The sequence below is a fragment of the Klebsiella sp. Q2 genome (genome assembly GCF_009900705.1).
Classification (GTDB): Bacteria; Pseudomonadota; Gammaproteobacteria; order Enterobacterales; family Enterobacteriaceae; genus Klebsiella; species Klebsiella quasipneumoniae.
Window position 1 is genome coordinate 59,894 of record NZ_JAAABE010000007.1, and the last position, 22,193, is coordinate 82,086.

Below are 22,193 nucleotides of genomic sequence, written 5' to 3' on the forward strand. Positions count from 1 at the left end.
ACGCCACTGCTTTACGCTTTCCGGTAAAGCAGTGTTAAACAGGCTTACCGGAAAGAAAGGTTGCTCCATCGAGGATGAGGAGTGGGATCGGGGTCCATAACTATCTCCGGTAAGTGAATATAAACGGCGCGGATTATAGCGCCCTCGTTAAGGATTGTGTGGCAATAATGGCGATGATAAACCCGCGCAACTAAACCGAACGTAAACCAGACTTTGCTCATTGCGGTTTGGTTGAGTAGCATTATGCTCACTTCTACCCCCTGACGAGAATTCCGCATGCAGAACCGGCTGACCATCAAAGATATCGCGCGCTTAAGCGGCGTAGGGAAATCAACGGTATCCCGCGTCCTCAACAACGAGAGCGGGGTCAGCGAACGGACCCGCGAGCGCGTCGAAGCGGTGATGCAGCAGCACGGTTTCTCGCCCTCTCGCTCCGCCCGCGCCATGCGCGGCCAGAGCGATAAAGTGGTGGCGATTATCGTCACCCGTCTCGATTCGCTGTCGGAAAACCTCGCCGTGCAGACCATGCTGCCCGCCTTTTATGAGCAGGGTTACGACCCGATTATGATGGAGAGTCAGTTCTCCCCGGGGCTGGTGGAGGAGCATCTCGGCATGCTCGCCCGGCGTAATATTGACGGCGTGGTACTGTTCGGTTTTACCGGCATCGACGAGGCGATGCTCGCCCCCTGGCGCGACACCCTGGTGCTGATGGCCCGCGACGCCCCCGGCTTCGCCTCGGTGTGCTATGACGACGAGGGGGCCATCACGCTGCTGATGCAGCGGCTCTACGAACGCGGACATCGCCACATCAGCTTCCTTGGTGTACCGCACAGCGACGTCACCACCGGCGAACGCCGCCATCTCGCCTACCTCGCCTTCTGTAAAAAGCATCGTCTGACGCCCACCGCCGCCCTGCCGGGGCTGGGCATGAAGCAGGGGTATGACACCGTCGCCAGCGTGTTGACGGCCGAGACCAGCGCCCTGGTCTGCGCCACCGATACCCTCGCCCTCGGCGCCAGCAAATATCTCCAGCAGCAGGGCCGCGATGCGCTGCAGCTCGCCAGCGTCGGCAGCACGCCGCTGATGAAGTTTCTCCACCCGGAAATATTGACCGTCGATCCTGGCTATGCCGAGTCCGGACGCCGGGCCGCCCGGCAGTTGATCGAGCAGATCGCCGGCAGCGTCGATCCCCGCCAGATCGTGATTCCCGCCGCCCTGAATTAATCTCGTTCGGGCGATTTATGTGATCGTCGCCGGGTTTCGGGAACGTTCCCATTTTGCAAATTAAGCGGAACGGTTAGGATGCCCTCAAGGTAAAAACGGCATCTCTCCCCTCTGTTTTTGAGGCTTCATCATGAGCAAAGTAAACCAGCAGGACATCGATAAACTGATCGAACTGGTGGGCGGGCGCGGCAATATCGCCACCGTCAGCCACTGTATTACCCGTTTGCGCTTTGTGCTGAACGACCCGGCCATCGCCAGACCAAAAGAGATTGAGCAGCTGCGCATGGTGAAGGGATGCTTCACTAACGCCGGCCAGTTCCAGGTGGTCATCGGCACCGAGGTGGGCGATTACTACAAAGCCCTGCTGGCGACGACTGGCCAGACTTCCGCCGATAAAGAGCAGGTCAAACAGGCCGCGCGGCAAAATATGAAGTGGCATGAACAGCTGATCTCGCACTTCGCCGAGATCTTCTTCCCACTGCTGCCGGCGCTGATCAGCGGCGGTCTGATCCTCGGTTTCCGCAACGTCATCGGCGACCTGCCCATGAGCAACGGCCAGACGCTGGCCCAGATGCACCCGTCGCTGAAAACCATCTATGACTTCCTGTGGCTGATTGGCGAGGCGATCTTCTTCTATCTGCCGGTGGGGATCTGCTGGTCAGCGGTGAAGAAGATGGGCGGCACGCCGATCCTCGGGATCGTCCTTGGCGTCACCCTGGTGTCCCCGCAGCTGATGAACGCCTATCTCCTCGGCCAGCAGGTGCCGGAGGTGTGGAACTTCGGCCTGTTTACCATTGCCAAAGTCGGCTACCAGGCGCAGGTGATCCCGGCCCTGCTGGCTGGCCTGGCCTTAGGCTTTATCGAGACGCGCCTCAAGCGCATTGTGCCGGACTACCTCTACCTGGTCATTGTCCCGGTCTGCTCGCTGATCCTCGCGGTGTTCCTCGCGCACGCCATTATCGGTCCGTTCGGCCGCCTGATCGGCGACGGCGTGGCCTTCGCGGTACGCCATCTGTTAACCGGCAGCTTCGCGCCGATCGGCGCCGCGCTGTTTGGCTTCCTCTACGCGCCGCTGGTGATCACCGGCGTCCACCAGACCACCCTCGCCATCGATATGCAGATGATCCAAAGCATGGGCGGCACCCCGGTGTGGCCGCTGATTGCGCTGTCCAACATTGCCCAGGCATCGGCGGTGGTCGGCATCATCATCGCCAGCCGCAAGCAGAATGAACGTGAAATCTCGGTGCCGGCGGCGATCTCCGCCTATCTCGGGGTCACCGAGCCGGCAATGTACGGTATCAACCTGAAGTACCGCTTCCCGATGCTGTGCGCAATGATCGGCTCCGGCCTCGCCGGCCTGCTGTGCGGCCTGAACGGCGTGCTGGCGAACGGCATCGGCGTCGGCGGCCTGCCGGGGATCCTCTCCATCCAGCCAACCTACTGGCAGGTGTACGCCATGGCGATGGCCATCGCAGTGGTGGTGCCGATTATCCTCACCACCGTGGTGTATCAGCGCAAGTACCGTCATGGCACCTTGCAGATTGTCTAACTTCTTCTTTCGGGGCGCCTTTGGCGCCCCTCGTTGCAGCAGGAAAGTACTATGAATCAACTCCCCCACTGGTGGCAAAACGGCGTTATTTATCAAATCTATCCGAAGAGTTTTCAGGATACCACCGGCAGCGGTACCGGCGACCTGCGCGGCGTCACCTCCCGCCTCGACTATCTGCAAAAGCTTGGGGTAGACGCCATCTGGCTGACGCCGTTCTACGTCTCTCCGCAGGTGGATAACGGCTACGACGTGGCGAACTACACCGCCATCGATCCCTCCTACGGCACGATGGCCGACTTTGACGCCCTGGTGGCGGAGGCGAAGGCGCGCGGGATCCGCATCGTGCTGGATATGGTGCTGAACCATACCTCGACCGAACACGAATGGTTCCGTCAGTCGCTGAATAAGGAGAGTCCCTACCGCCAGTTCTATATCTGGCGCGACGGCGAACCGGACGCCCTGCCGAACAACTGGCGCTCTAAATTTGGCGGTAACGCCTGGCAGTGGCACGCCGACAGCGGGCAGTATTATCTGCACCTGTTCGCCATTGAGCAGGCGGATCTCAACTGGGAGAATCCGGCGGTGCGCGCCGAGCTGAAAAAGGTCTGCGAATTCTGGGCTGACCGCGGCGTCGACGGTCTGCGCCTCGACGTGGTCAACCTGATCTCAAAAGACCAGACCTTTCCCTGCGATCTGGACGGGGATGGCCGCCGCTTCTATACCGACGGCCCGCGGGTGCATGAGTTCCTGCAGGAGATGAGCCGCGATGTCTTCACCCCGCGTAACCTGATGACCGTCGGCGAGATGTCTTCCACCTCGCTGGAACACTGCCAGCAGTACGCCGCGCTGGACGGCCGCGAGCTGTCGATGACCTTTAACTTCCACCATTTAAAAGTCGATTATCCCGGCGGAGAGAAATGGACCCTCGCCCGCCCGGACTATGTGGCGCTGAAGGCGCTGTTCCGCCACTGGCAGCAGGGGATGCACAACCGGGCATGGAACGCGCTGTTCTGGTGTAACCACGATCAGCCGCGCATCGTCTCGCGCTTTGGCGACGAAGGCGCGTACCGGGTGCCGGCGGCGAAGATGCTGGCGATGGTGCTGCACGGCATGCAGGGCACGCCCTATATTTATCAGGGCGAAGAGATCGGCATGACCAATCCGCACTTCAACAGCATCAGCGATTATCGCGACGTCGAGAGCCACAATATGTTTATCGAACGTGCGGCGCAGGGACAAAGCCCGGACGAACTGCTGGCAATCCTTGCCAGCAAATCGCGCGACAACAGCCGCACGCCGATGCCGTGGCATAGTGGCGAGAACGGTGGCTTTAGCGATGGCGAACCGTGGATCGGCCTTGGCGATAATTACCAGGAGATCAACGTCGAGGCGGCGCTGGCGGACCCCGATTCAGTGTTTTATGCCTATCAGCAGCTGATTACGCTGCGTAAAACCCTGCCGCTGCTGACCTGGGGCGATTACGAGGATCTGCTGCCGGAGCATCCGTCGCTGTGGTGCTATCGCCGTCAGTGGCAGGGGCAAACGCTGGTGGTCGCCGCCAACCTGAGCCGCGACCTGCAGACCTGGCAGCCAGAGGAGGCCCCAGGCGACTGGAAGATGATTATCAGCAACTATGCCGAGACCACGCCCCGCCCGACCGGGCTGACGCTGCGGCCGTTCGAAGCGGTATGGTGGCTGCAGGCGTAAGGTATCCCCTGCCCTCCCGAGATGAGAATGTCATGCCTGGCGCCGGAGGCGAACGCCAGGCATTTTTGCTTATTTTCCAGCCAGATAAATTTACATTTATCGCCAGCGCCCATCATCCGTACTCTCACCTTTTTACCTTGTTCTGGGTCAATAAAATCGCAAACATCTTTGATGCAAATCACTACATATAGAACTTAAAATGCGTCCCGGCCCTACATGTTGTATTAATCGTCTATTATGTCACCATATCTTGTCGATGTCTGGCGGTGATGAGATGTGGATAAAACGGGCCGGACCTGAAGGCAAACAGCACGAGCCGTAGCGTGCAGCGCCTTCGGGATAACCTCCGCCTCTGTGGATAACCTGTTCTATATATGGAGTGATCATGACACCGCATGTGATGAAACGTGATGGCTGTAAAGTGCCGTTCAAGTCAGAGCGCATTCAGGAAGCGATTCTGCGTGCAGCTAAAGCAGCGGGAGTCGATGACGCAGACTATTGCGCCACCGTCGCAGAAGTCGTTAGCCAACAAATGCAGGGCCGCGCCCAGGTCGACATCAATGAGATCCAGACCGCGGTGGAAAACCAGCTGATGTCCGGCCCCTATAAGCAGCTGGCGCGCGCCTACATTGAGTATCGCCATGACCGCGATAGCCAGCGTGAGAAGCGCGGCCGCCTCAATCAGGAGATCCGCGGTCTCGTCGAGCAGACCAACTCCGCGCTGCTCAACGAAAACGCCAACAAGGACAGTAAAGTCATCCCGACCCAGCGCGACCTGCTGGCCGGTATCGTCGCCAAGCACTACGCCCGGCAGCACCTGCTGCCTCACGATGTGGTGATGGCCCACGAACGCGGCATGATCCACTATCATGACCTCGATTACTCGCCCTTTTTCCCCATGTTTAACTGCATGCTGATCGACCTGAAAGGCATGCTGACCCAGGGCTTTAAGATGGGCAACGCGGAGATCGAGCCGCCGAAGTCTATCTCTACCGCCACCGCGGTGACAGCGCAGATCATCGCCCAGGTCGCCAGCCATATTTACGGCGGCACCACCATTAACCGCATCGATGAAGTGCTGGCGCCGTTCGTCAGCGAAAGCTTTAACAAGCATCGCAAAATCGCCGAAGAGTGGCAGATCCCGGATGCCGAAGGCTATGCCCGCGCCCGTACCGAAAAAGAGTGCTACGACGCCTTCCAGTCGCTGGAGTATGAGGTTAACACGCTGCATACCGCCAACGGCCAGACGCCGTTCGTCACCTTCGGGTTCGGCCTCGGCACCAGCTGGGAATCGCGGCTGATCCAGCAGTCGATTCTGCGTAACCGCATTGCCGGCCTCGGTAAAAACCGTAAGACCGCGGTGTTCCCGAAACTGGTGTTCGCGATCCGTGACGGCCTGAACCATAAGTTCGGCGATCCGAACTACGACATCAAACAGCTGGCGCTGGAGTGCGCCAGCAAGCGCATGTACCCGGATATCCTCAACTACGACCAGGTGGTGAAGGTTACCGGGTCGTTTAAAACGCCGATGGGCTGCCGCAGCTTCCTCGGGGTGTGGGAAAACGAGAACGGCGAGCAGGTGCACGATGGGCGCAATAACCTCGGCGTTATCAGCCTCAACCTGCCGCGCATCGCCCTGGAAGCGAAAGGCGACGAAGCCGCCTTCTGGGCGTTGCTGGACGATCGCCTGCAGCTGGCGCGCAAAGCGCTGATGACCCGTATTGCCCGCCTGGAAGGGGTAAAAGCGCGCGTGGCGCCGATCCTCTATATGGAAGGGGCCTGCGGCGTGCGACTGAAAGCCGACGACGACGTCTCCGAGATTTTCAAAAACGGCCGGGCGTCGATTTCGCTGGGCTATATCGGTATCCATGAAACCATCAATGCACTGTACGGCAATCAGCACATGTACGACAGCGAGGCGCTGCGCGAGAAGGGTGTGGCCATCGTCCAGCGCCTGCGCGACGCCGTCGATTTGTGGAAGGAAGAGACCGGCTACGGCTTTAGCTTGTACAGCACGCCGAGCGAAAACCTGTGCGATCGCTTCTGCCGTCTCGATACCGCCGAGTTTGGCGTGGTGGAAGGGGTGACCGACAAAGGTTACTACACCAACAGCTTCCACCTCGACGTGGAGAAGAAGGTCAACCCGTACGACAAGATCGATTTTGAAGCGCCGTATCCGCCGCTGGCCAACGGGGGCTTCATTTGCTACGGCGAATACCCGAACATCCAGCACAACCTGAAGGCGCTGGAGGACGTGTGGGATTACAGCTATCAGCATGTGCCGTATTACGGAACCAATACGCCGATCGATGAATGCTACGAGTGTGGTTTCACCGGCGAGTTCGAGTGCACCAGCAAGGGTTTTACCTGCCCGAAATGCGGTAACCACGACGCCTCCCGCGTTTCCGTTACCCGCCGGGTGTGCGGCTACCTCGGTAGCCCGGACGCGCGTCCGTTCAACGCCGGCAAGCAGGAAGAAGTGAAGCGCCGCGTGAAGCACCTGGGCAATGGGCAGATCGGTTAAAGAACAATGCGCTTTTCCCGGATAGCGGCGCGCAGCGCCTTATCCGGGCTACCACTGCCTGGTGAGTCGTAGCCCGGCCGAGCGCAGCGACGCCGGGAAATGGCCGCACTCCTCCGTTTTCGCAAAGCAAATAACGTCAGAGCAAGGCGGCAAACGAAGGGATCCCAGACAGCCAGGTGGGTTTCCTCAAATCAGTTGGCGTTGTAGCAAGGCGGCAAACGAGTAAGTCCCGGGGAGCTTACTGGAGTAAGTGACCCGGGCGAGCGAGCGCAGCCAACGCCGCTATGGCGTTAATTGAGAAGCGAAAAATGAATTACCATCAGTACTACCCGGTAGATATTGTCAACGGCCCCGGCACCCGCTGCACCCTGTTTGTCTCCGGCTGCGTCCATGAGTGCCCGGGCTGCTACAACAAAAGCACCTGGAGGGTGAATTCCGGCATGCCCTTCACGACCGAGATGGCCGACCGCATCATTGCCGACCTCAACGATACCCGCATCAAGCGCCAGGGGATTTCACTCTCCGGCGGCGATCCGCTGCATCCGCAAAACATCGCGGAGATCTTAAAGCTGGTTCAGCGCGTGCGCGCCGAATGCCCCGGCAAAGATATCTGGGTCTGGACCGGCTATAAGCTGGAAGAGCTGAATGAGGCGCAGATGCAGGTGGTGAACCTGATCAACGTGCTGGTCGACGGTAAGTTTGTGCAGGATTTAAAAGACCCGGCGCTGATCTGGCGCGGCAGCAGCAACCAGGTCGTGCATCATTTGCGATAGCGTTTAGAGCCGTTTATTCGCCTGATGATAAACGGCCGCTTTCTCTCTTTTGCCAATGGCAATAACGTAAACCACCACCACCCTATCTCGTACTTGATACACCAGCCGATAACCTGACGCCTTAAGCTTGATTTTGTCGCAATCCGGCAAATCGCTCAGCCTGGCCGACTCAATTCGCGGATTCTGCACAATCTGCTGGAGCTTATTTTTGAACTGTTTTTTGACCGTCTCGCCAAGCTGCCATTCGCGCCAGGCTCGTGGATCAAACTCCAGTTCATAGGTCATCCAGACTCACCTTAACCCCCGGCCGTGGGTTTTCCAGCCGCTCGCGGACGGTGCGTAATAATGCCGCTTCGCTATCGCTGATAGTCATACTTTTCACCGGCATGCGGCCATTTTCCGCAATGTATTGAAACAGCAGGCGTACCGCCTCCGTTGGCGTCATATCGAGTTTCTCCAGCACGGCATAAGCCTCTTTTTTGAGTTTATCATCCAGTCGAACGTTGAGCGTGGCCATTATGCCTCCAGAAAGGGATATTTTGTAATGCATTATAGCATTACATTTGAATTACACTCGAATCTGGAAAACGCCTCTCAAAACCGGCTGACGCATTCCATCGCCACCATTTTAAACTCATCGAAGCTGCGGGTCGTGGCGAGGCGGCTCATGGCGCGCTCGCGCAGGAAAGTCACGAAAATATCGTAGATCGCCATCGCCTCTTCATACTCGCGCTTGCTGATAGCGAGCAGGAAGATGATATGGGCGGTTTCGTCCCCCCAGGCGATGCCCTGCGGGGCAATAACGGTATAGACCACCGTCTTTTTCGCCAGCAGACCCAGGGAGTGCGGCAGCGCAATACCGTCGCCGAGCATGGTGCTGACGATCGCTTCACGCTCCACCACCGAAGCATGAAACTCCGCATCGACGAAGCCTTCCTCCAGCAGCTGCTGACACAGTCCGGCGAACAGCGTTTGCTGATCCATCGGCGTGTCGATCACCCGGAAATGGGCGGCATCGAAGTACTTATTCAGCATCCACGGACGGGTGCGGTCCACCAGCACCAGCTTGCCGATCTGATCCAGTTGATAGTCAGTGGGGAACGGCGCGATGGTCACTACCGGCTTGTCTTTTTCGCTGATCCGCACCGTGGAGATAACAAAATCCGCCTCGATCGCGTCCCGCTGTTCGTACTCGCGCTGGGAAATAGTGGCGGCGATCTCCAGCTGCGGATATTTGCGCTGCAGGATCGCCTCAATCATCCGCACCATCGCATTGCTGGTATCGCACACCAGCAGCACCTGCGGCTGACGCTGGTAACCGATGTTGTAGTGGCGCTCCAGCCCGACGCCGATATGCAGCACCAGAAAACCGATTTCGTTTTCGCTAATGGTATAAGGCGTGTATTTGCCCCAGCTGGAGACCGCGGCGAGGGTCATATCCCAGGCCATCGGGTAGTGCTGTTTGATGTTATCCAGCAGCGGATTGGGGATCATGATCTGGTAGCGTACGCGGGTGATCATGGTCTTTATGTGGGTCAGCAGATCGGCGTGCAGCTGGGCATCGTCCAGCAGATTGTAGTTATACTGGCTGTTGATGTAGCGCAGGATGTAGTTGACCAGCGCTTCGTCATCGTCGGCGCTGATGGTTTCCGGGTCCACGTCCTGTACCTGACGGGCGGCGATATGCACGCACAGCCACTCTTCTTCCGCGGGCGATAAAGGTTTACCGGCCAGCCGCTGCAGTTCGCCCGCCAGATCGCGCGCGGCATCACGGACGTTCTGCGCCACATCTTCAGCACTGAAATCCGCCAGCGGGTAGCCTTCGCTGACGCGGCGCACCACCACCGCCCCGTACAGGCAGATAAAGCGCTCGCCGACGTCGGTGAGGCGAATATGGTGCCGGGTTAGCGTCTCCTGCAGCACGGGCTCCAGCAGCGCAGGCACCTCCGCGGCAAAGGCCTCGGCGCCGATCGGCGGCGCGATACCGCCCTGCTGGGCCAGCTCCCACAGCAGGTCGGTGAGGCAGGCGCGAACCGATACCTCGCTGCCAAACAGCTTCATACCGTGGCGCGGGCGGTTTTCAAGGGTGAGCTGATAGCGCTGGAAGCGCTCGCGCACCTCGACCATATCGTTCTGCAGCGTGGCGCGGCTGACGAACCACTCATCCGCCAGGTCTTCCAGCTTGATGGAGAACGCCGATGTCAGAAAACGCACCAGCAGAAACGTGATGCGATCCTGGGCGGTACGCGGGACATGCTGCGCCTTCGGCGACGTCTCCTCCAGTGTCTGAAAGCTCGCCGGGTTATCAATTTTCAGCTGATAACCACTGCCGCGGTTAAGGATAAACTGCGCGCCATACTGCGCCAGTAGCGCATTCAGGGCGGTAATATCGGCGCGCACGGTACGGGTGGAAACCGACAGGCGTTGCGCCAGCTCATCCTGCGGCAGCGTTTCATTCCGCAGCAGGGTGAAGAGTTGCGCTAAGCGTTGGTTGGGAAATCGCATGTCAGTTCCTTGTGGTTACGGCTCAGGGTTGGGCGGATATCACCATCTGCGATGGGCTGCCGACCGGCGTGTAGTCTGAGACAAAGGTCAATTTGCCATCCTTCGGCGCCACGCTGAAGCGGGTAATATTATCGCTACGCTGGTTCATGACGTACAGCCACTGCCCCTGAGTATCCAGGGTCAGCGTGCGGGGGTAATCTCCGCGCGTCCAGATATCCTCCTGGTGGCTCAGGCGGCCATCGGCCTGCACCGTAAAGTGGGCGATGCTGTTATGCAGACGGTTGGCGACGTACAGCTGTTTGCCGTCGTTGCTCAGCGCCAGACCGGCGGCAAAGCTGGTGCCCTTATACTCTTTCGGCAGCGCGGAGACGGTTTTGCCTTCGCGCAGCAGACCGCTTTGCTGATCCAGATGATAGAAGGTCAGCGTCGACGCTTCTTCGTTAATCAGCCACAGGCCGTCGCCCTTTGGCGTAAAGACGAAGTGGCGCGGGCCGGCTCCCGGCGACGAAGCGGCGATAAATGGCGGATCGTTCGGCGTCAGCTTGCCGCTGGCGCTATCCAGCCGGTACTGATAGATCCGATCCAGCCCCAGATCGGTAGAGTAAACGTATTTTCCGCTGGGATCGGCGGCGATCATATGGGCGTGCGGGCCATTGTGATCGCTGATGGCGAAGCTGCCCTCGACGGCCGCCGCCGGGCGTTCGGCCCCTGCCGGGCCTTCATCCTGATGCCTGTCCACCGCCTCACCCAGGCTACCATCTTCTTTGACCGGTAGCACGGCGATGCTGCCGCTGACGTAGTTGGCTACCAGCAGCTGTTTACCGTTTGGCGTCAGGGAGAGATAAACCGGCCCGGCGCCGCCGGAGGCGACCTGATTGAGTGCGGTCAGCTCACCGTTCTTCTCAATGCGCCACGCCTGCACCACGCCTTTCTCTACCTCGCTGGCGGCATACAGCGTTTTGCCATCGCGCGAGACGGTCAGCTGCGCGACATTCGCCAGCGAGCTCACCAGCGCCTTGTCCCGCAGCGCGCCGGTTTGGCCATCAACGGTAAAGCGGTACAGACCTTCGCCATTGGGATTATAGGTGCCAATCCAGGCGTAGTGGGTTTGCGCGGCGGCGCCGGCCGCAAGCAAAGACAGTGAAGCAACAAGCAGGTGACGAGCGGTTGGCATGGTAACTCCTTGATGGTTCGGTGGGATCAGTTGCCCCTCACCCTTTGAGGGTGAGGGGCAAGGGCACTACTTCACTAACTGTTTGGTCATCTCCAGCAGCTGGCGAACATCGGCCGGGCGGGTGTTGCCGCTGGCCTTATCGATAATCGAGCTGTAGATATGCGGGATGATTTTGCTCACCCCGGCATCGAGGGCGATCTTCAGGATCGCGCTGTAGTTTTCCAGATCGATACCGCCGGTCGGCTCCAGCCAGAAATCGTGCGCGGCGCAGGCTTTGGCCACTGCTTCGAACTCGTCGCGGTGCTTCAGGCCGCCCATCGGGAAGTATTTGATGGAGCTGCCGCCCATATCTTTTAACAGCGCGATGGCGGTTTCCAGCGGCACAATCCCATCCGCCGCGCCGCTGCTCAGCGGGCCGGTGGAGATCTTCACCATCCCCGGGGTGCCGGTGGGCGAAACCAGGCCGTTGACCACCGTCTCGTTCTGCCCGAGCAGCGCGCGGCTGGTGGCCACGCCGGTGAAGACCTGGTTGACGTGCTGCGGCTGCACCTGGCGAGAAATCTCGCTCACCATCGCCGACTGATTCGGATCCCCCGCGCCCAGCCCGACGGAGAGGGCGTTATCAATCAGCTTCGCGTAGTCGCGCATATCGGCCACCGCGCTGGCGACGTCCGGGTAATTTTTGGAGAGCACGCCGACCAGGACATGACCTTCCGCCGCGTCGTAGATTTCCCGAGCGTTGTCTTTGCTGCCCGCCAGGACGTTCAGGCACACGCGGTCACGGTAAAAGTTTGGGGTCAGTTTCATGCTTGTTTCTCCTTGTGTAGAACTTCCGCGATGCGACGGGCGACCACCGCCAGCTGCTGTGCGTTAACGCTGCGGACATCGGCTTCGATAATGCCTTCATTCGCTTTATAGCCGCGGAAGTAGATGGCGTATTCGCCTTGCTTCAGCGCGTTAACCAGATCGCCGGTCTTCACGCCGGTCACCGCTTCGTCGAATTTGATTTCGGCGCGGGCGATATCGCGGCCGGCGCTGTCCCATACCACACGGGCAGTGACGCCGTTGAGGGTGTTGAGCTGTTCGATAAACGGCGTCATCTTCGTCACCATCTCCTCACCGCTCTCTTTGCTCGCCGTCAGGTAGTGTTCAATGGCGCAGGTCAGGCCGAGGATCCCCTCTTTCCCCACTTTCATCGCCCGGCCAATGCCCATCGACTGGCGTTTAACCCACTCAACGTACTGCGTTTTGCCGATCACCAGCCCGCTGGTCGGCCCTTCAATCGCTTTCGCGCCGCTGTAGATAACCAGGTCGGCGCCCATGCGGTAGTAGCACTGCAGATCTTCCTCCGCCGCCGCGTCGACGATCAGCGGTAAATGATGCTGACGCGCTACTTCCGCGGCCTGCGCGACGTTGAGCATGCTTTTCTGCACGCAGTGGTGGGATTTGATGTAGAGGATCGCCGCGGTGCGCGGGGTGATCGCCGCCGCCAGCTGTTCGGCAGAGCATTCGTTGGCGTAGCCCGCTTCCACCAGCTTACCGCCGCCCAGCGCCACCATGGTGCCGACCGGCGCGCCGAAGTTGACGTTGTGGCCCTTCGGCAGGACGATTTCGTTATTCTCTATCGGCGTAACGTGCAGGTTCTCCAGCAGCCAGTCGCTGTCTTTCACCAGCACCGCCGCCACCGACTGGGCAATCCCTGCCGACGCGCAGGAGACCACGGTCGCCCCTTCCACGTCCAGCAGCCTGGCGATGTACTCGCCGGTCTTATTCACCAGGTCTTTCATTTCAAAGTACTGGTTCATACCGGCCATCGCGGCTTCCACCACTTCCGGGCGCGGCGTGGAGACGCCCAGCGCCGTCATCCGGCCGGAAGTGTTAATTACTTGTTTTAAACGGTATTTTTCAAAAATCGAAGGCATGTTCCGCGCTCCCTTGTTCGGTCAGATAGCCTTTGCCCGCGCGGATCGCGGCCAGCGGCACCAGAATGTTGTCTGCCTGGAGGCTCTCTTTTTCGGCATCCACCAGCAGCGTTGGCTGGCGCTCCAGGCGAAATAGCGTGAGATCGGCGTCGAAACCCACTTCCAGCCGCCCTTTACGCGACAGGCGCAGCCCCTCGGCGGCGCTGACGGTCACGCAGTCAATCACCTGCGGCAGGGTCATGCCGATAGCGAGGAATTTCGACATCACCAGCGCCAGCGAACGTACCGGGCCGTCGATGCGGTTGCGGCAGTAAATATCCGAGCTGATGGTGTGCGGCAGAATGCCCAGCGCAATCGCCCGGCGCGCCACTTCAAAGCTGAAGCTGGCGGTACCGTGGCCGACGTCAAGGCGCACGCCGCGGTGCAGGGCGCGGGTAATCGAACTGCGCAGTTCGCCGGCAGGATTCAGAATGCGGTTCGGCTTGCCGTTATAGCAGTGGGTAATGATGTCGCCGCGACTCAACAGCTCGGCAATTTCATCGAGGTTCGGCGGATTATTGCCGATGTGTACCATCAGCGGCAGATCGCCGTTTTCCTGCTGCATAGTCTTGGCGCGCGCCAGCGGCGTAATGCCGTTTTCCCCCACCACGCTGCTGCTCATGCGCGCCTTCAGGCCGACGATAAAGTCGGGATGGCGCTGCACCGCCTGCTTCACCGCCTCGGCGTCGATATTGGCCATAATGGCCAGTTCGTTCTGGGCAATCAGCCCGACGCGGGAAATATTGAGCAGGGCATAGACTTCCGTCACCGCTTTGCGGGTTAACTGGTAGAAGTCGTCCACATCGTCGGCGCCGGTGCTGCCAGCATCAATCACGGTGGTGACGCCGGTGGCGATGCCGACGCTGTCCGGCTCATCGTGATATATCGGCGAATTCGGGTAGCAGTGAACGTGGGAGTCAATCCAGCCGGCGCTGACGTAGCTGTTGCCCTGCAGATCGATGGTTTTACGGGAGGGCGCGCTAATCTCGCCCAGCGCCGCGATTTTCCCGTCCTGAATGGCGATATCAGTCAGGGTATCGTCGACGAGGCGCGCGCGGCGCAGGAGTAAATCAAACATAGCTATCTCCTGATGAAAGAGTGAATCTGTTGCCGGATGGCGGCGTACCGCCTTATCCGGCCTACACATCGCGCTGACCTGTAGGCCCGATAAGCGCAGCGCCATCGGGCGATTAGCTAATCGCCACCGGGAAGATCGAGCCAAGGATCATCGCGCCGAGGATGGCGCCACCGGTGATCGGTTTCTGCCAGATGTAGAACAGCAGTGCGCCAACCAGCGAGCCGATCCCGATAGGAATCGAGGCGGTCATTGCGCTGAGGATAATCAACGGCCCCAGGAAGCGGCCGGAGGCGTTACCTGCGCCCATCATCACGTCGGCGCCGTAGGTGGAGTCGCTCTGGTTGATGGTGAACTTACGCGCCAGAATGATGATGTAGCCCACCGCCAGGCCGAGGATCAGGCCGGTTGCCAGCGAGGCGGCGAAGTTCGCCACCGGGAAGACAAAGCCCGCGCCGAGCAGCAGCGCCGGGACGCCAAGACCGATCCCGGTCTGAATAGCGCCGCCGATATCGAGGATCCCCACCAGCGACCCTTCGATGATGCGGGCGAACAGGAAGCTGGCGCCAAACGCCGCCACCGCGCCGTAAACGCCGGTATCAATCCCCGACTTCAGCATCGCCACGAAGGCGACTTCGTTAAAGGCGCCGATGCCGTACAGGTAGTACATGTGGGTCCCGGCGAAGACGCCGGAGGAGAGCAGGCCAACGAAGATCGGGAACGACCAGTCGGCATACCAAAAACCTTTATTCTGTTCCATTATCAGGCTCCCGTTATTTGCCGCTGAGTGAGTTGTGGATCATGTCCAGCCAGTTCGGCACGGTCAGATGGAAGGATTCGATCATCTTCATGTCGAAGCCGCGGAAGAAGCCGCTGAGGACGAACAGGGCGACAATGGCCACCATCATCACTTTGGTGACCCGGTTCCAGCCGCTCTCTTCAACGCCTTTGCCGATCAGAATACCCAGCACCAGCCCCGGTACGGCGTTGCCCATAATCAGCTGCGCCGCGCCGCCGAAGATGGTCGCCCAGAAGCCTGATTTTTTACCGGCGTCGATCGCCGCCAGCCAGAAGATCACCGGCATCACGGTGTTCACCAGCAGGTTTGCCGCCGGTACCAGTACCTTAACCGCGGTCACCTGCAGCGCTTCCGGTACGGACGAGGCGGTAAGGTTGAGGAAGGCGACGACAATCATGCCGATGATGCCGCAGGAGATGGCCATTTTTTTCGGATCGTGCAGCGTTTCGCCGACGTTACGATTTTTCAGCATCAGCGCCGCCGCGCCCCAGTTGGGGATAATGCGGTGGTCAACATCCTGGGTGAAGGAGCCTGCTGCAACGGAAGAGGCCCAGGCGTTAAAGAAGAAACCGAGGCCAAAGGAGAAGTGGGAAGCCGGATCGCCCTCACAGGAGTTCAGCTCGCCCAGGGTTCGAAACGCCCCCATCCCCTGGGTGGTAGGGGCATGAAACATGCGTGCCGCTCCGGCGCCCACGCCGACGCCGACCAGGCCGCCGATGATAAGCGATTTTATTAAAATTATCAGGAACATAGTCAGACCCTTTGCTAACAATCAGGTTTGCGTGACGAAATCCACTTTATCGAGATCGATGGCGGTCACGTTGACGGTGACGTCCAGCTCCACGCTGTAGGTCCGTCGTTCACGGCGCAAAAAGAAAAACAGGAAGGCCTCTTTTCGTACCGCTTCGCGCGCATGAACAACCGTCACGTCCTGTGGCTCAATACGCAGCAGAATGTGCGATGAGGTTTTCATCACCGCAGCCTGCACATGGTTCAGGGCATCGGCGAAGGCCCGTGATTTGCTTTCGCCTTTGCCGGCAACCCTCACCGTGGTGGTGAATTGCTCTTTCATACTTATGCGCCGTATTTCTTTTTCCAGGCTTCTACCAGGCGCTCGCCCAGCTCTTCTTTATCCATAAAGCCGAAGCCCAGCACGTTGCAGCCTTCGTTGATGGCGGTGACGCCCTCTTCAACAGAACGCATGCCGTATTTCGCTTTGTAGCCGTATTTGGTCTGGGCGGTGATGGCGCCGGCGCCGCCGCTGCCGCAGAAGGAGATGCCGAAGGTGGCGTTTTCCGCTTTCATCATGTCGCCAAGCTTCATGTCGGCAGCAACGCCAGGGACGACCACTGCGCGTGCGCCGGCTTTCTCTGCGCCTGCGGCGACCTTTTGGCCTTTACCCAGGCGGTCGCCAATAACTACGGTGATTTGTTCCATGTTTTGCTCCTTACAGGTTTTCTTTTGCGACTTCGAAGTGGACGGAGAGCAGCCAGGCCTCTTCATCAGGCAGGTTGCCGAACTGCGCGACCACTTCGCGGGCCAACGTCATTGAATCTGGTGAAATCTCTTCGAACAGGCTGGCATCCACTTCCGGCAGCGGTTCGCCGCTGATTGACCGGTGGGCCATCGCCCGCACGTGGGAAGTCAGCATTTGCTCCTGAACGTCGTTAGGGACGATGCCGTGACGGCTTAACAGGGCAAAAACCTGCTGCAGCATCTTGTCAGCCAGGCGTTCGGTCTGCGCTGCCTGCTCCCCTACGTCGTGTATTACCGCTCCGTTATTCACTTCTGATACCCCGCTGATGTCTCTGGGAATCAAAGTAGCGCCGGGGGGTGGGAGTTTGTAGCGAGTTGTTTTCCACTTCGAAGTGGAAAGGGAGACGGCAGGCGTGATCGACACCACATATTCACTGGAAAAATGAAAAAACAGCAATTATGGCGTGAGACGTATCACAACAATGCGCGCGAATGAGCCGCCCGCGGCTGCGGAAAGGCCGGAAAAAGAAAAGGGAAAAATGTGATACAGGTAGGTTTTCAGGCGGGAGACATCGGCTGATGCCTCCCGAAAAGAACAGTTAGCGGTACTTCTTATGGTAGGTGTTGCGGGTGGTTTTAAACTCCTCCGCGGCGGCCTGCGCCTCTTTCACCTTGCCTTCATTCGCCAGCTTCAGCGCGCCGTCGATCTGGCCGATCAGAATATCCAGACCGTGACGGTAATCTTTCATCTCAGCGCTGTCGGCCGCTTTGCCTTCCAGCTTCGGCGGGGTCTCTTTCTGGGCATCAACCGCGGCGGTACGCATCTTATTCAGCGCCGCTTTCAGCTCGCCGGCGTCGGAGGTCTTCTGTACCACTTGCAGGTTTTCTGCCAGAGTGTCCATGTCTTCGCCCAGGTCGGCGAAGGCCGACGCTGAACCGAGCGCAAAAGCAGAGACAGCCAGCATCGCTAACAGTTTTTTACGCATTGCTCACTTCCTTTTTATTATTTAAGCAAACAGGTGTTATTGTCCGGCGATTTTCATCTCCGGCAGCAGCACAGAACCACACTGAATGTTGCTGCGCGTTTCAATATCATCGCCAATGGTCACGATATTACGCCACATTTCTTTCAGATTTCCTGCAATGGTGATCTCACTGACAGGATATTGAATTTCGCCATTTTCTACCCAGAAGCCGGATGCGCCGCGTGAGTAGTCTCCGGTGACGCCACTGACACCCTGCCCCATCAGTTCGGTAACCACAAGACCGGTGCCCATCTCTTTAAGCATCTTTGCAAAACTCAGGCCGCGGCCGTTAATGCGCCAGTTATGGATGCCCCCGGCGTGGCCGGTGCTTTTCATCCCCAGCTTGCGGGCGGAGTAGTTGGTCAGCAGCCACTGGGTCAGTACGCCATCTTTGACGATATCGCGACGCTCGGTGCGCACGCCTTCGCTGTCGAAAGGCGTGGAGGCCAGCCCTTTCAGCAGGTGCGGATGCTCTTCAATGGTCAGCCACTCCGGCAAAATTTGTTTGCCCAGCGAATCGAGCAGGAAGGTGGATTTGCGGTATACCGAACCACCGGCAATCGCTCCGACCAGGTGGCCAAACAGCCCGGTCGCCACTTCGTTGGCGAAAATCACCGGCGCCTTCATGGTCGACAGCTTACGCGGCGCCAGGCGCGACAGGGTGCGGCGGGCGCACTCTTCCCCGACCCATTCCGGGGATTGCAGATCCTCGATTGCCCGGCCAATGGTGTAGGCGTAGTCGCGTTCCATATCGCCGTCATCTTCCGCAATGACGCAGCTGGAGAGCGAATGGCGAGTCGAGCAGTAGCTTTGCAGCATGCCATGGCTGTTGCCGAACACTTTGATGCCATAGTGGCTGTTAAAGCTGCCGCCTTCGGTGTTGGTGATGCGTTTATCGGCCTTCAGCGCCGCTTGCTCCGCGCGGGCGGCCAGTTCAATGGCGTCGTCCGGGGAGACCTCCGCCGGGTGGAACAGGTCCAGATCCAGGGCGTCAAAGGCCAGCAGCTCTTTATCGGCCACGCCGGCAAACGGGTCCGGGGAGGTATAGCGCGCGATATCCAGCGCCGCCTGCACGGTACGGGCGATGGCGTCCGGGCTGAGATCGGTGGAAGAGGCGCTGCCCTTGCGGTTCTGGTGGTAAACCGTGATGCCTAACGCCCCATCGCTATTGAATTCTACATTCTCCACTTCGCCATAGCGGGTGCTGACGCCGATGCCTGTCGTTTTGCTGACGGAGACTTCTGCGCCATCGGATTTACCTGCCGCCAGTTCCAGCGCCGTGGTCACGGCCTCTTCCAGCGTCTTACGTTGCTGGGCAACTTGAGAGATCACTTTCATTGCTAATGCCATAATGTAAGAAGGAGTTAACTGAAGTCTAACAGAGAACCGTTTTTCAGTGCGCGCCTTAACTGGTAACATTAGCCTCTTTTTTTAAGGAGCCTGAGATGACAAAGCAGCCCGAAGACTGGCTCGACGACGTTCCCGGTGATGATATCGAGGATGAAGACGATGAAATTATCTGGGTCAGTAAGAGTGAAATTAAGCGCGACGCGGAAGAACTGAAGCGTCTTGGCGCTGAACTCGTTGACCTGGGGAAAAACGCGCTGGATAAAATTCCGCTGGATACTGACCTGCGCGACGCCATCGAACTCGCCCAGCGAATCAAAAAAGAGGGTCGCCGCCGCCAGCTGCAGCTTATCGGTAAGATGCTGCGCAATCGCGATGTCGATCCGATTCGTCAGGCGCTGGATAAGCTAAAAAACCGCCACAACCAGCAGGTTGCGCTGTTCCACAAGCTGGAGCAGATTCGTGACCGACTGATTGACGACGGGGATGACGCCGTAGCTGAAGTGCTGAACCTGTGGCCAGATGCTGACCGTCAGCAGCTGCGTTCCCTAATCCGCAATGCGAAGAAAGAGAAAGAAGGCAACAAACCGCCGAAATCCGCGCGCCTGATCTTCCAGTATCTGCGCGAACTGGCGGAAAACGAAGGCTAATTCCCGCCGCTTTTGCCGCACAAGTCACCCGGATGGCGGCGCGCTGCGCCTTATCCGGGCTACTCCGCTGTTTCCGGCGTTGTGCCGGATGGCGGCTACGCCTTATCCGGCCTACGAAAGGCTGCTTAACCTGATTTATCAAACGCTTGCTCAACACCGTAGGCCCGCGCAAGCGCAGCGCCGCCGGGCAAACTGTATCCGGCGCCGTTTCCGGCGTTGTACCGGATGGCGGCTACGCCTTATCCGGCCTACCTTCCCCAGCTACAACGCCAACATCGCGCCAGCAGGGGGTTCCCGCTGCATCTCCTGAGTCCCCCTAATCCGCACAACGATACTTTTGTTTATTGCCTCACCACCGCTGAATCGTTAAAGCTAAAAGCAATGCAGATCACATCTTGTGGTGATAATTAATCATGCCTTAGCACAATAATACGACACTTATCGCATTTAACATCTTCAAAACGGCCACTTTCTCACCAGGTGAGGCGCTTCACATTTTAATCACCCCCATGCCGGTAGATTTCACACGTCAATGACACAATCGATTCAGCAAAAGGGAATAAAAATGAAAAAGACATTGGTTCTGACGGCTATCGCTCTGCTGGTTTCTGGCTCCGCCGCGGCAAAAACATGGGTGCTGACGAGTGCTGAAGAGGGCATGGATAAAGGAAACTGGCAGATCAGCAGCGATCAGCTGAAGGTGAAAGACCATACGTTCAGCATTGAGCAAAAAGTCCTGCACGGCGGCAAGCAGGAAGGCAGCAAAATCCTCACCATTCGCAGTAAAGACGGCCTGACAATCACCCTCAGCCCGACGCGGGGCATGAACTTGCTGCGAGTGGAAGGCTTCGGCAGCCGGATGGGCTGGGATTCGCCGGTCAAAGAGGTTGTTAACCCGGCGTTTATCAACCTGGAGAGCCGCAACGGACTCGGCTGGCTGGAAGGGTTCAACGAGATGATGGTCCGCTGCGGCTATGAGTGGACCGGCCATCCAGTCACCGCGGACGGGCAAATTTATACCCTGCACGGCAAGGCCGGCAACACGCCGGCCTCCCTGGTGGAGGTTGAGGTGGCCGACAGCGCGCCGTATGAAATTCGCGTCCGCGGGCTGGTGAAAGAGAGCACCTTCAAAAAAGCCGATCTGCAGACCATGACCGAGCTGCGCTATATCCCGGGCAGTAACAGCTTCAGCCTGCACGATGTCTTAACCAATCACGCCGACTATCCGCATGATTATCAGATCATCTACCACAGCAACTTCGGTACCCCGATCCTCGAAGAAGGCGCACGTTTCCTCGCCCCGATGTCCAGCATCAGCCCGTTCAATGATTACGCCAAGAGCGGGTTAAAAACCTGGCAAACCTATCAGGGACCGACCAAAGACTTTGACGAGATGGTATTTAATATTCAGCCGCTGGCCGATGAAAATCACCAGACGCTGGCCGCCGTGGTCAACAAGGCTGGCGATAAAGGCGCCTCTATTCAGTTCGACACCCGCCAGCTGCCGGTCCTGACGCTGTGGAAAAACACCGACACCGTCAAACAGGGTTACGTCACCGGTATCGAGCCAGGGACCAGCTACGCCTATCCGGTGACCATTGAACGCGAGCAAAAACGCGTGAAGCAGCTGCAGCCGGGCGCCAGCGCGCAGTTTGATCTGACCTACACCTTGCTGCACGACAGCGCCCAGGTGGCCGCCGTCGAGCAGAAGATCGCGCAGATTCAGGGCGACAATAAAGTGGTGGAGAACGAAACGCCGATCGCCAAAGAGTAAAAATACCCCCAGCCGAACGCCCGGAGCGGTACGCCGCGCCGGGCTACTCCCGCCCCATCACCTCGTGCCCGAGATCCCGGGCAAACTGCTGGTACTGTCGCTCATCGATTGGCTGCGGGTAGCTCAGCACCAGCAGCTCATGATCCGCGATGCCCTGATGATAGGTGGGATGACGATGCGCCCAGGGGTTAGCGTGAAATCCCATCGACTGATAAAAGCGCAGTCGTTTATGGGCGATCTCGCTGGTGAGCGGATCGATTTCCAGAATAGTCAGCGGGGCGCGCGTCAGGATCTGCGCCAGCAGCTGTTTACCATAGCCACGGGAGCGCAGCGTATCGTCGATCGCCAGATGTTCGACATAACCGTAGCCGGCAAAAAGCCAGCAGCCGCTGAGGCCGATAAATACGTTCTCATCGAACCACGCCTCCAGCGCGTAGTGCGGGTGGCTCAGCGCCTGAAGTTTGGCCTCGCTTTCGCGCTGCTCGTGCCACGGAAAGGCGCGTGCGTAGAGCGCGTCCAGCATGGCGAAATGGGGCGAGTCGGTAGTTAGTACGCTTTCGCAGGTCAGCATCACACCCTCCCTGTTGGTAAAAACAAAACTGCCCTCACGCGGAGGGCAGTGACCGGAGG

Annotated in this window: 23 protein-coding genes; 7 read left to right on the plus strand and 16 right to left on the minus strand. The window is 58.8% G+C overall.

Features of this window, described 5'->3' with window-relative positions:
• Positions 1–44: 44 nt before the first annotated feature.
• Positions 45–296: a mgtA regulatory leader peptide MgtL gene (mgtL, locus tag GT756_RS26400; protein WP_349817321.1), complete on the minus strand. Its 252-nt coding sequence runs from the start codon at positions 294–296 to the stop codon at positions 45–47.
• Between mgtL and treR the strand changes: the two genes are divergently transcribed.
• From treR to nrdG, 5 genes are all read left to right on the plus strand, one after another.
• Positions 277–1,224 carry a trehalose operon repressor TreR gene (treR, locus tag GT756_RS22535; RefSeq protein ID WP_004206520.1) on the plus strand — a complete coding sequence of 316 codons (948 nt, stop codon included), beginning with the start codon at positions 277–279 and terminating at the stop codon, positions 1,222–1,224. The genes mgtL and treR overlap by 20 nt on opposite strands.
• A gap of 130 nt (positions 1,225–1,354) precedes the next feature.
• Positions 1,355–2,773 carry a PTS trehalose transporter subunit IIBC gene (treB, locus tag GT756_RS22540; RefSeq protein ID WP_049092406.1) on the plus strand — a complete coding sequence of 473 codons (1,419 nt, stop codon included), beginning with the start codon at positions 1,355–1,357 and terminating at the stop codon, positions 2,771–2,773.
• Positions 2,774–2,824: 51 nt separating this feature from the next.
• On the plus strand, positions 2,825–4,480 hold the full coding sequence (gene treC / locus GT756_RS22545; RefSeq protein ID WP_049092407.1) for an alpha,alpha-phosphotrehalase: 1,656 nt from the start codon (positions 2,825–2,827) through the stop codon (positions 4,478–4,480).
• A gap of 385 nt (positions 4,481–4,865) precedes the next feature.
• A complete protein-coding gene (gene nrdD / locus GT756_RS22550) occupies positions 4,866–7,004 on the plus strand; it encodes an anaerobic ribonucleoside-triphosphate reductase (protein WP_160125084.1) in 2,139 nt (712 codons plus the stop codon).
• Positions 7,005–7,312: 308 nt separating this feature from the next.
• Entirely contained in the window at positions 7,313–7,777 is a 465-nt protein-coding gene (gene nrdG / locus GT756_RS22555) for an anaerobic ribonucleoside-triphosphate reductase-activating protein (protein ID WP_032456904.1), read from the plus strand.
• A 3-nt stretch (positions 7,778–7,780) separates the two neighbouring features.
• Here nrdG and GT756_RS22560 read toward each other — a convergent pair whose 3' ends face one another.
• From GT756_RS22560 to pmbA, 14 genes are all read right to left on the minus strand, one after another.
• On the minus strand, positions 7,781–8,062 hold the full coding sequence (locus GT756_RS22560; RefSeq protein WP_049092408.1) for a type II toxin-antitoxin system RelE/ParE family toxin: 282 nt from the start codon (positions 8,060–8,062) through the stop codon (positions 7,781–7,783).
• Entirely contained in the window at positions 8,052–8,294 is a 243-nt protein-coding gene (locus GT756_RS22565; RefSeq protein WP_101839288.1) for a type II toxin-antitoxin system RelB/DinJ family antitoxin, read from the minus strand. Before GT756_RS22565 ends, GT756_RS22560 begins: the two co-directional genes overlap by 11 nt.
• A gap of 77 nt (positions 8,295–8,371) precedes the next feature.
• Positions 8,372–10,282: a transcription antiterminator gene (locus tag GT756_RS22570; RefSeq protein WP_160125085.1), complete on the minus strand. Its 1,911-nt coding sequence runs from the start codon at positions 10,280–10,282 to the stop codon at positions 8,372–8,374.
• A 22-nt stretch (positions 10,283–10,304) separates the two neighbouring features.
• Complete coding sequence (locus tag GT756_RS22575; RefSeq protein WP_094309608.1) at positions 10,305–11,456, minus strand: lactonase family protein; 1,152 nt, start codon at positions 11,454–11,456, stop codon at positions 10,305–10,307.
• A 66-nt stretch (positions 11,457–11,522) separates the two neighbouring features.
• Positions 11,523–12,263, minus strand: coding sequence for a KDGP aldolase family protein (locus GT756_RS22580; protein ID WP_017900574.1), 741 nt, complete (start codon positions 12,261–12,263; stop codon positions 11,523–11,525).
• A complete protein-coding gene (locus tag GT756_RS22585; RefSeq protein WP_130972176.1) occupies positions 12,260–13,378 on the minus strand; it encodes a DgaE family pyridoxal phosphate-dependent ammonia lyase in 1,119 nt (372 codons plus the stop codon). The genes GT756_RS22580 and GT756_RS22585 overlap by 4 nt, the downstream gene beginning before the upstream one ends.
• Positions 13,362–14,495 carry an amidohydrolase/deacetylase family metallohydrolase gene (locus GT756_RS22590; protein ID WP_049114974.1) on the minus strand — a complete coding sequence of 378 codons (1,134 nt, stop codon included), beginning with the start codon at positions 14,493–14,495 and terminating at the stop codon, positions 13,362–13,364. The genes GT756_RS22585 and GT756_RS22590 overlap by 17 nt, the downstream gene beginning before the upstream one ends.
• Positions 14,496–14,607: 112 nt before the next feature.
• On the minus strand, positions 14,608–15,252 hold the full coding sequence (locus tag GT756_RS22595; protein WP_004206504.1) for a DUF4310 family protein: 645 nt from the start codon (positions 15,250–15,252) through the stop codon (positions 14,608–14,610).
• A gap of 13 nt (positions 15,253–15,265) precedes the next feature.
• Positions 15,266–16,042, minus strand: a complete 777-nt coding sequence (locus GT756_RS22600) for a DUF4311 domain-containing protein (protein ID WP_002886897.1) — start codon at positions 16,040–16,042, stop codon at positions 15,266–15,268.
• 21 nt (positions 16,043–16,063) lie between these two features.
• A complete protein-coding gene (locus GT756_RS22605) occupies positions 16,064–16,363 on the minus strand; it encodes a DUF4312 family protein (protein WP_004206503.1) in 300 nt (99 codons plus the stop codon).
• A gap of 2 nt (positions 16,364–16,365) precedes the next feature.
• Positions 16,366–16,728: an SFCGS family glycine-rich protein gene (locus GT756_RS22610; RefSeq protein WP_004206501.1), complete on the minus strand. Its 363-nt coding sequence runs from the start codon at positions 16,726–16,728 to the stop codon at positions 16,366–16,368.
• 10 nt (positions 16,729–16,738) lie between these two features.
• A complete protein-coding gene (locus tag GT756_RS22615; protein WP_004206500.1) occupies positions 16,739–17,077 on the minus strand; it encodes a PRD domain-containing protein in 339 nt (112 codons plus the stop codon).
• Between the two features lie 289 nt (positions 17,078–17,366).
• Positions 17,367–17,753: a cytochrome b562 gene (gene cybC, locus GT756_RS22620; RefSeq protein ID WP_002886893.1), complete on the minus strand. Its 387-nt coding sequence runs from the start codon at positions 17,751–17,753 to the stop codon at positions 17,367–17,369.
• A 36-nt stretch (positions 17,754–17,789) separates the two neighbouring features.
• Positions 17,790–19,142, minus strand: a complete 1,353-nt coding sequence (pmbA, locus tag GT756_RS22625; RefSeq protein ID WP_160125086.1) for a metalloprotease PmbA — start codon at positions 19,140–19,142, stop codon at positions 17,790–17,792.
• Positions 19,143–19,237: 95 nt separating this feature from the next.
• On the opposite strand from pmbA, the gene yjgA reads away from it, so the two are divergent.
• Complete coding sequence (yjgA, locus tag GT756_RS22630) at positions 19,238–19,789, plus strand: ribosome biogenesis factor YjgA (protein WP_004206498.1); 552 nt, start codon at positions 19,238–19,240, stop codon at positions 19,787–19,789.
• 565 nt (positions 19,790–20,354) lie between these two features.
• Positions 20,355–21,563 carry an aldose 1-epimerase family protein gene (locus tag GT756_RS22635; protein ID WP_017900577.1) on the plus strand — a complete coding sequence of 403 codons (1,209 nt, stop codon included), beginning with the start codon at positions 20,355–20,357 and terminating at the stop codon, positions 21,561–21,563.
• Between the two features lie 43 nt (positions 21,564–21,606).
• On the opposite strand, the gene GT756_RS22640 is transcribed toward GT756_RS22635, so the two are convergent.
• On the minus strand, positions 21,607–22,134 hold the full coding sequence (locus GT756_RS22640; RefSeq protein ID WP_017900578.1) for a GNAT family N-acetyltransferase: 528 nt from the start codon (positions 22,132–22,134) through the stop codon (positions 21,607–21,609).
• Positions 22,135–22,193 lie beyond the last annotated feature (59 nt).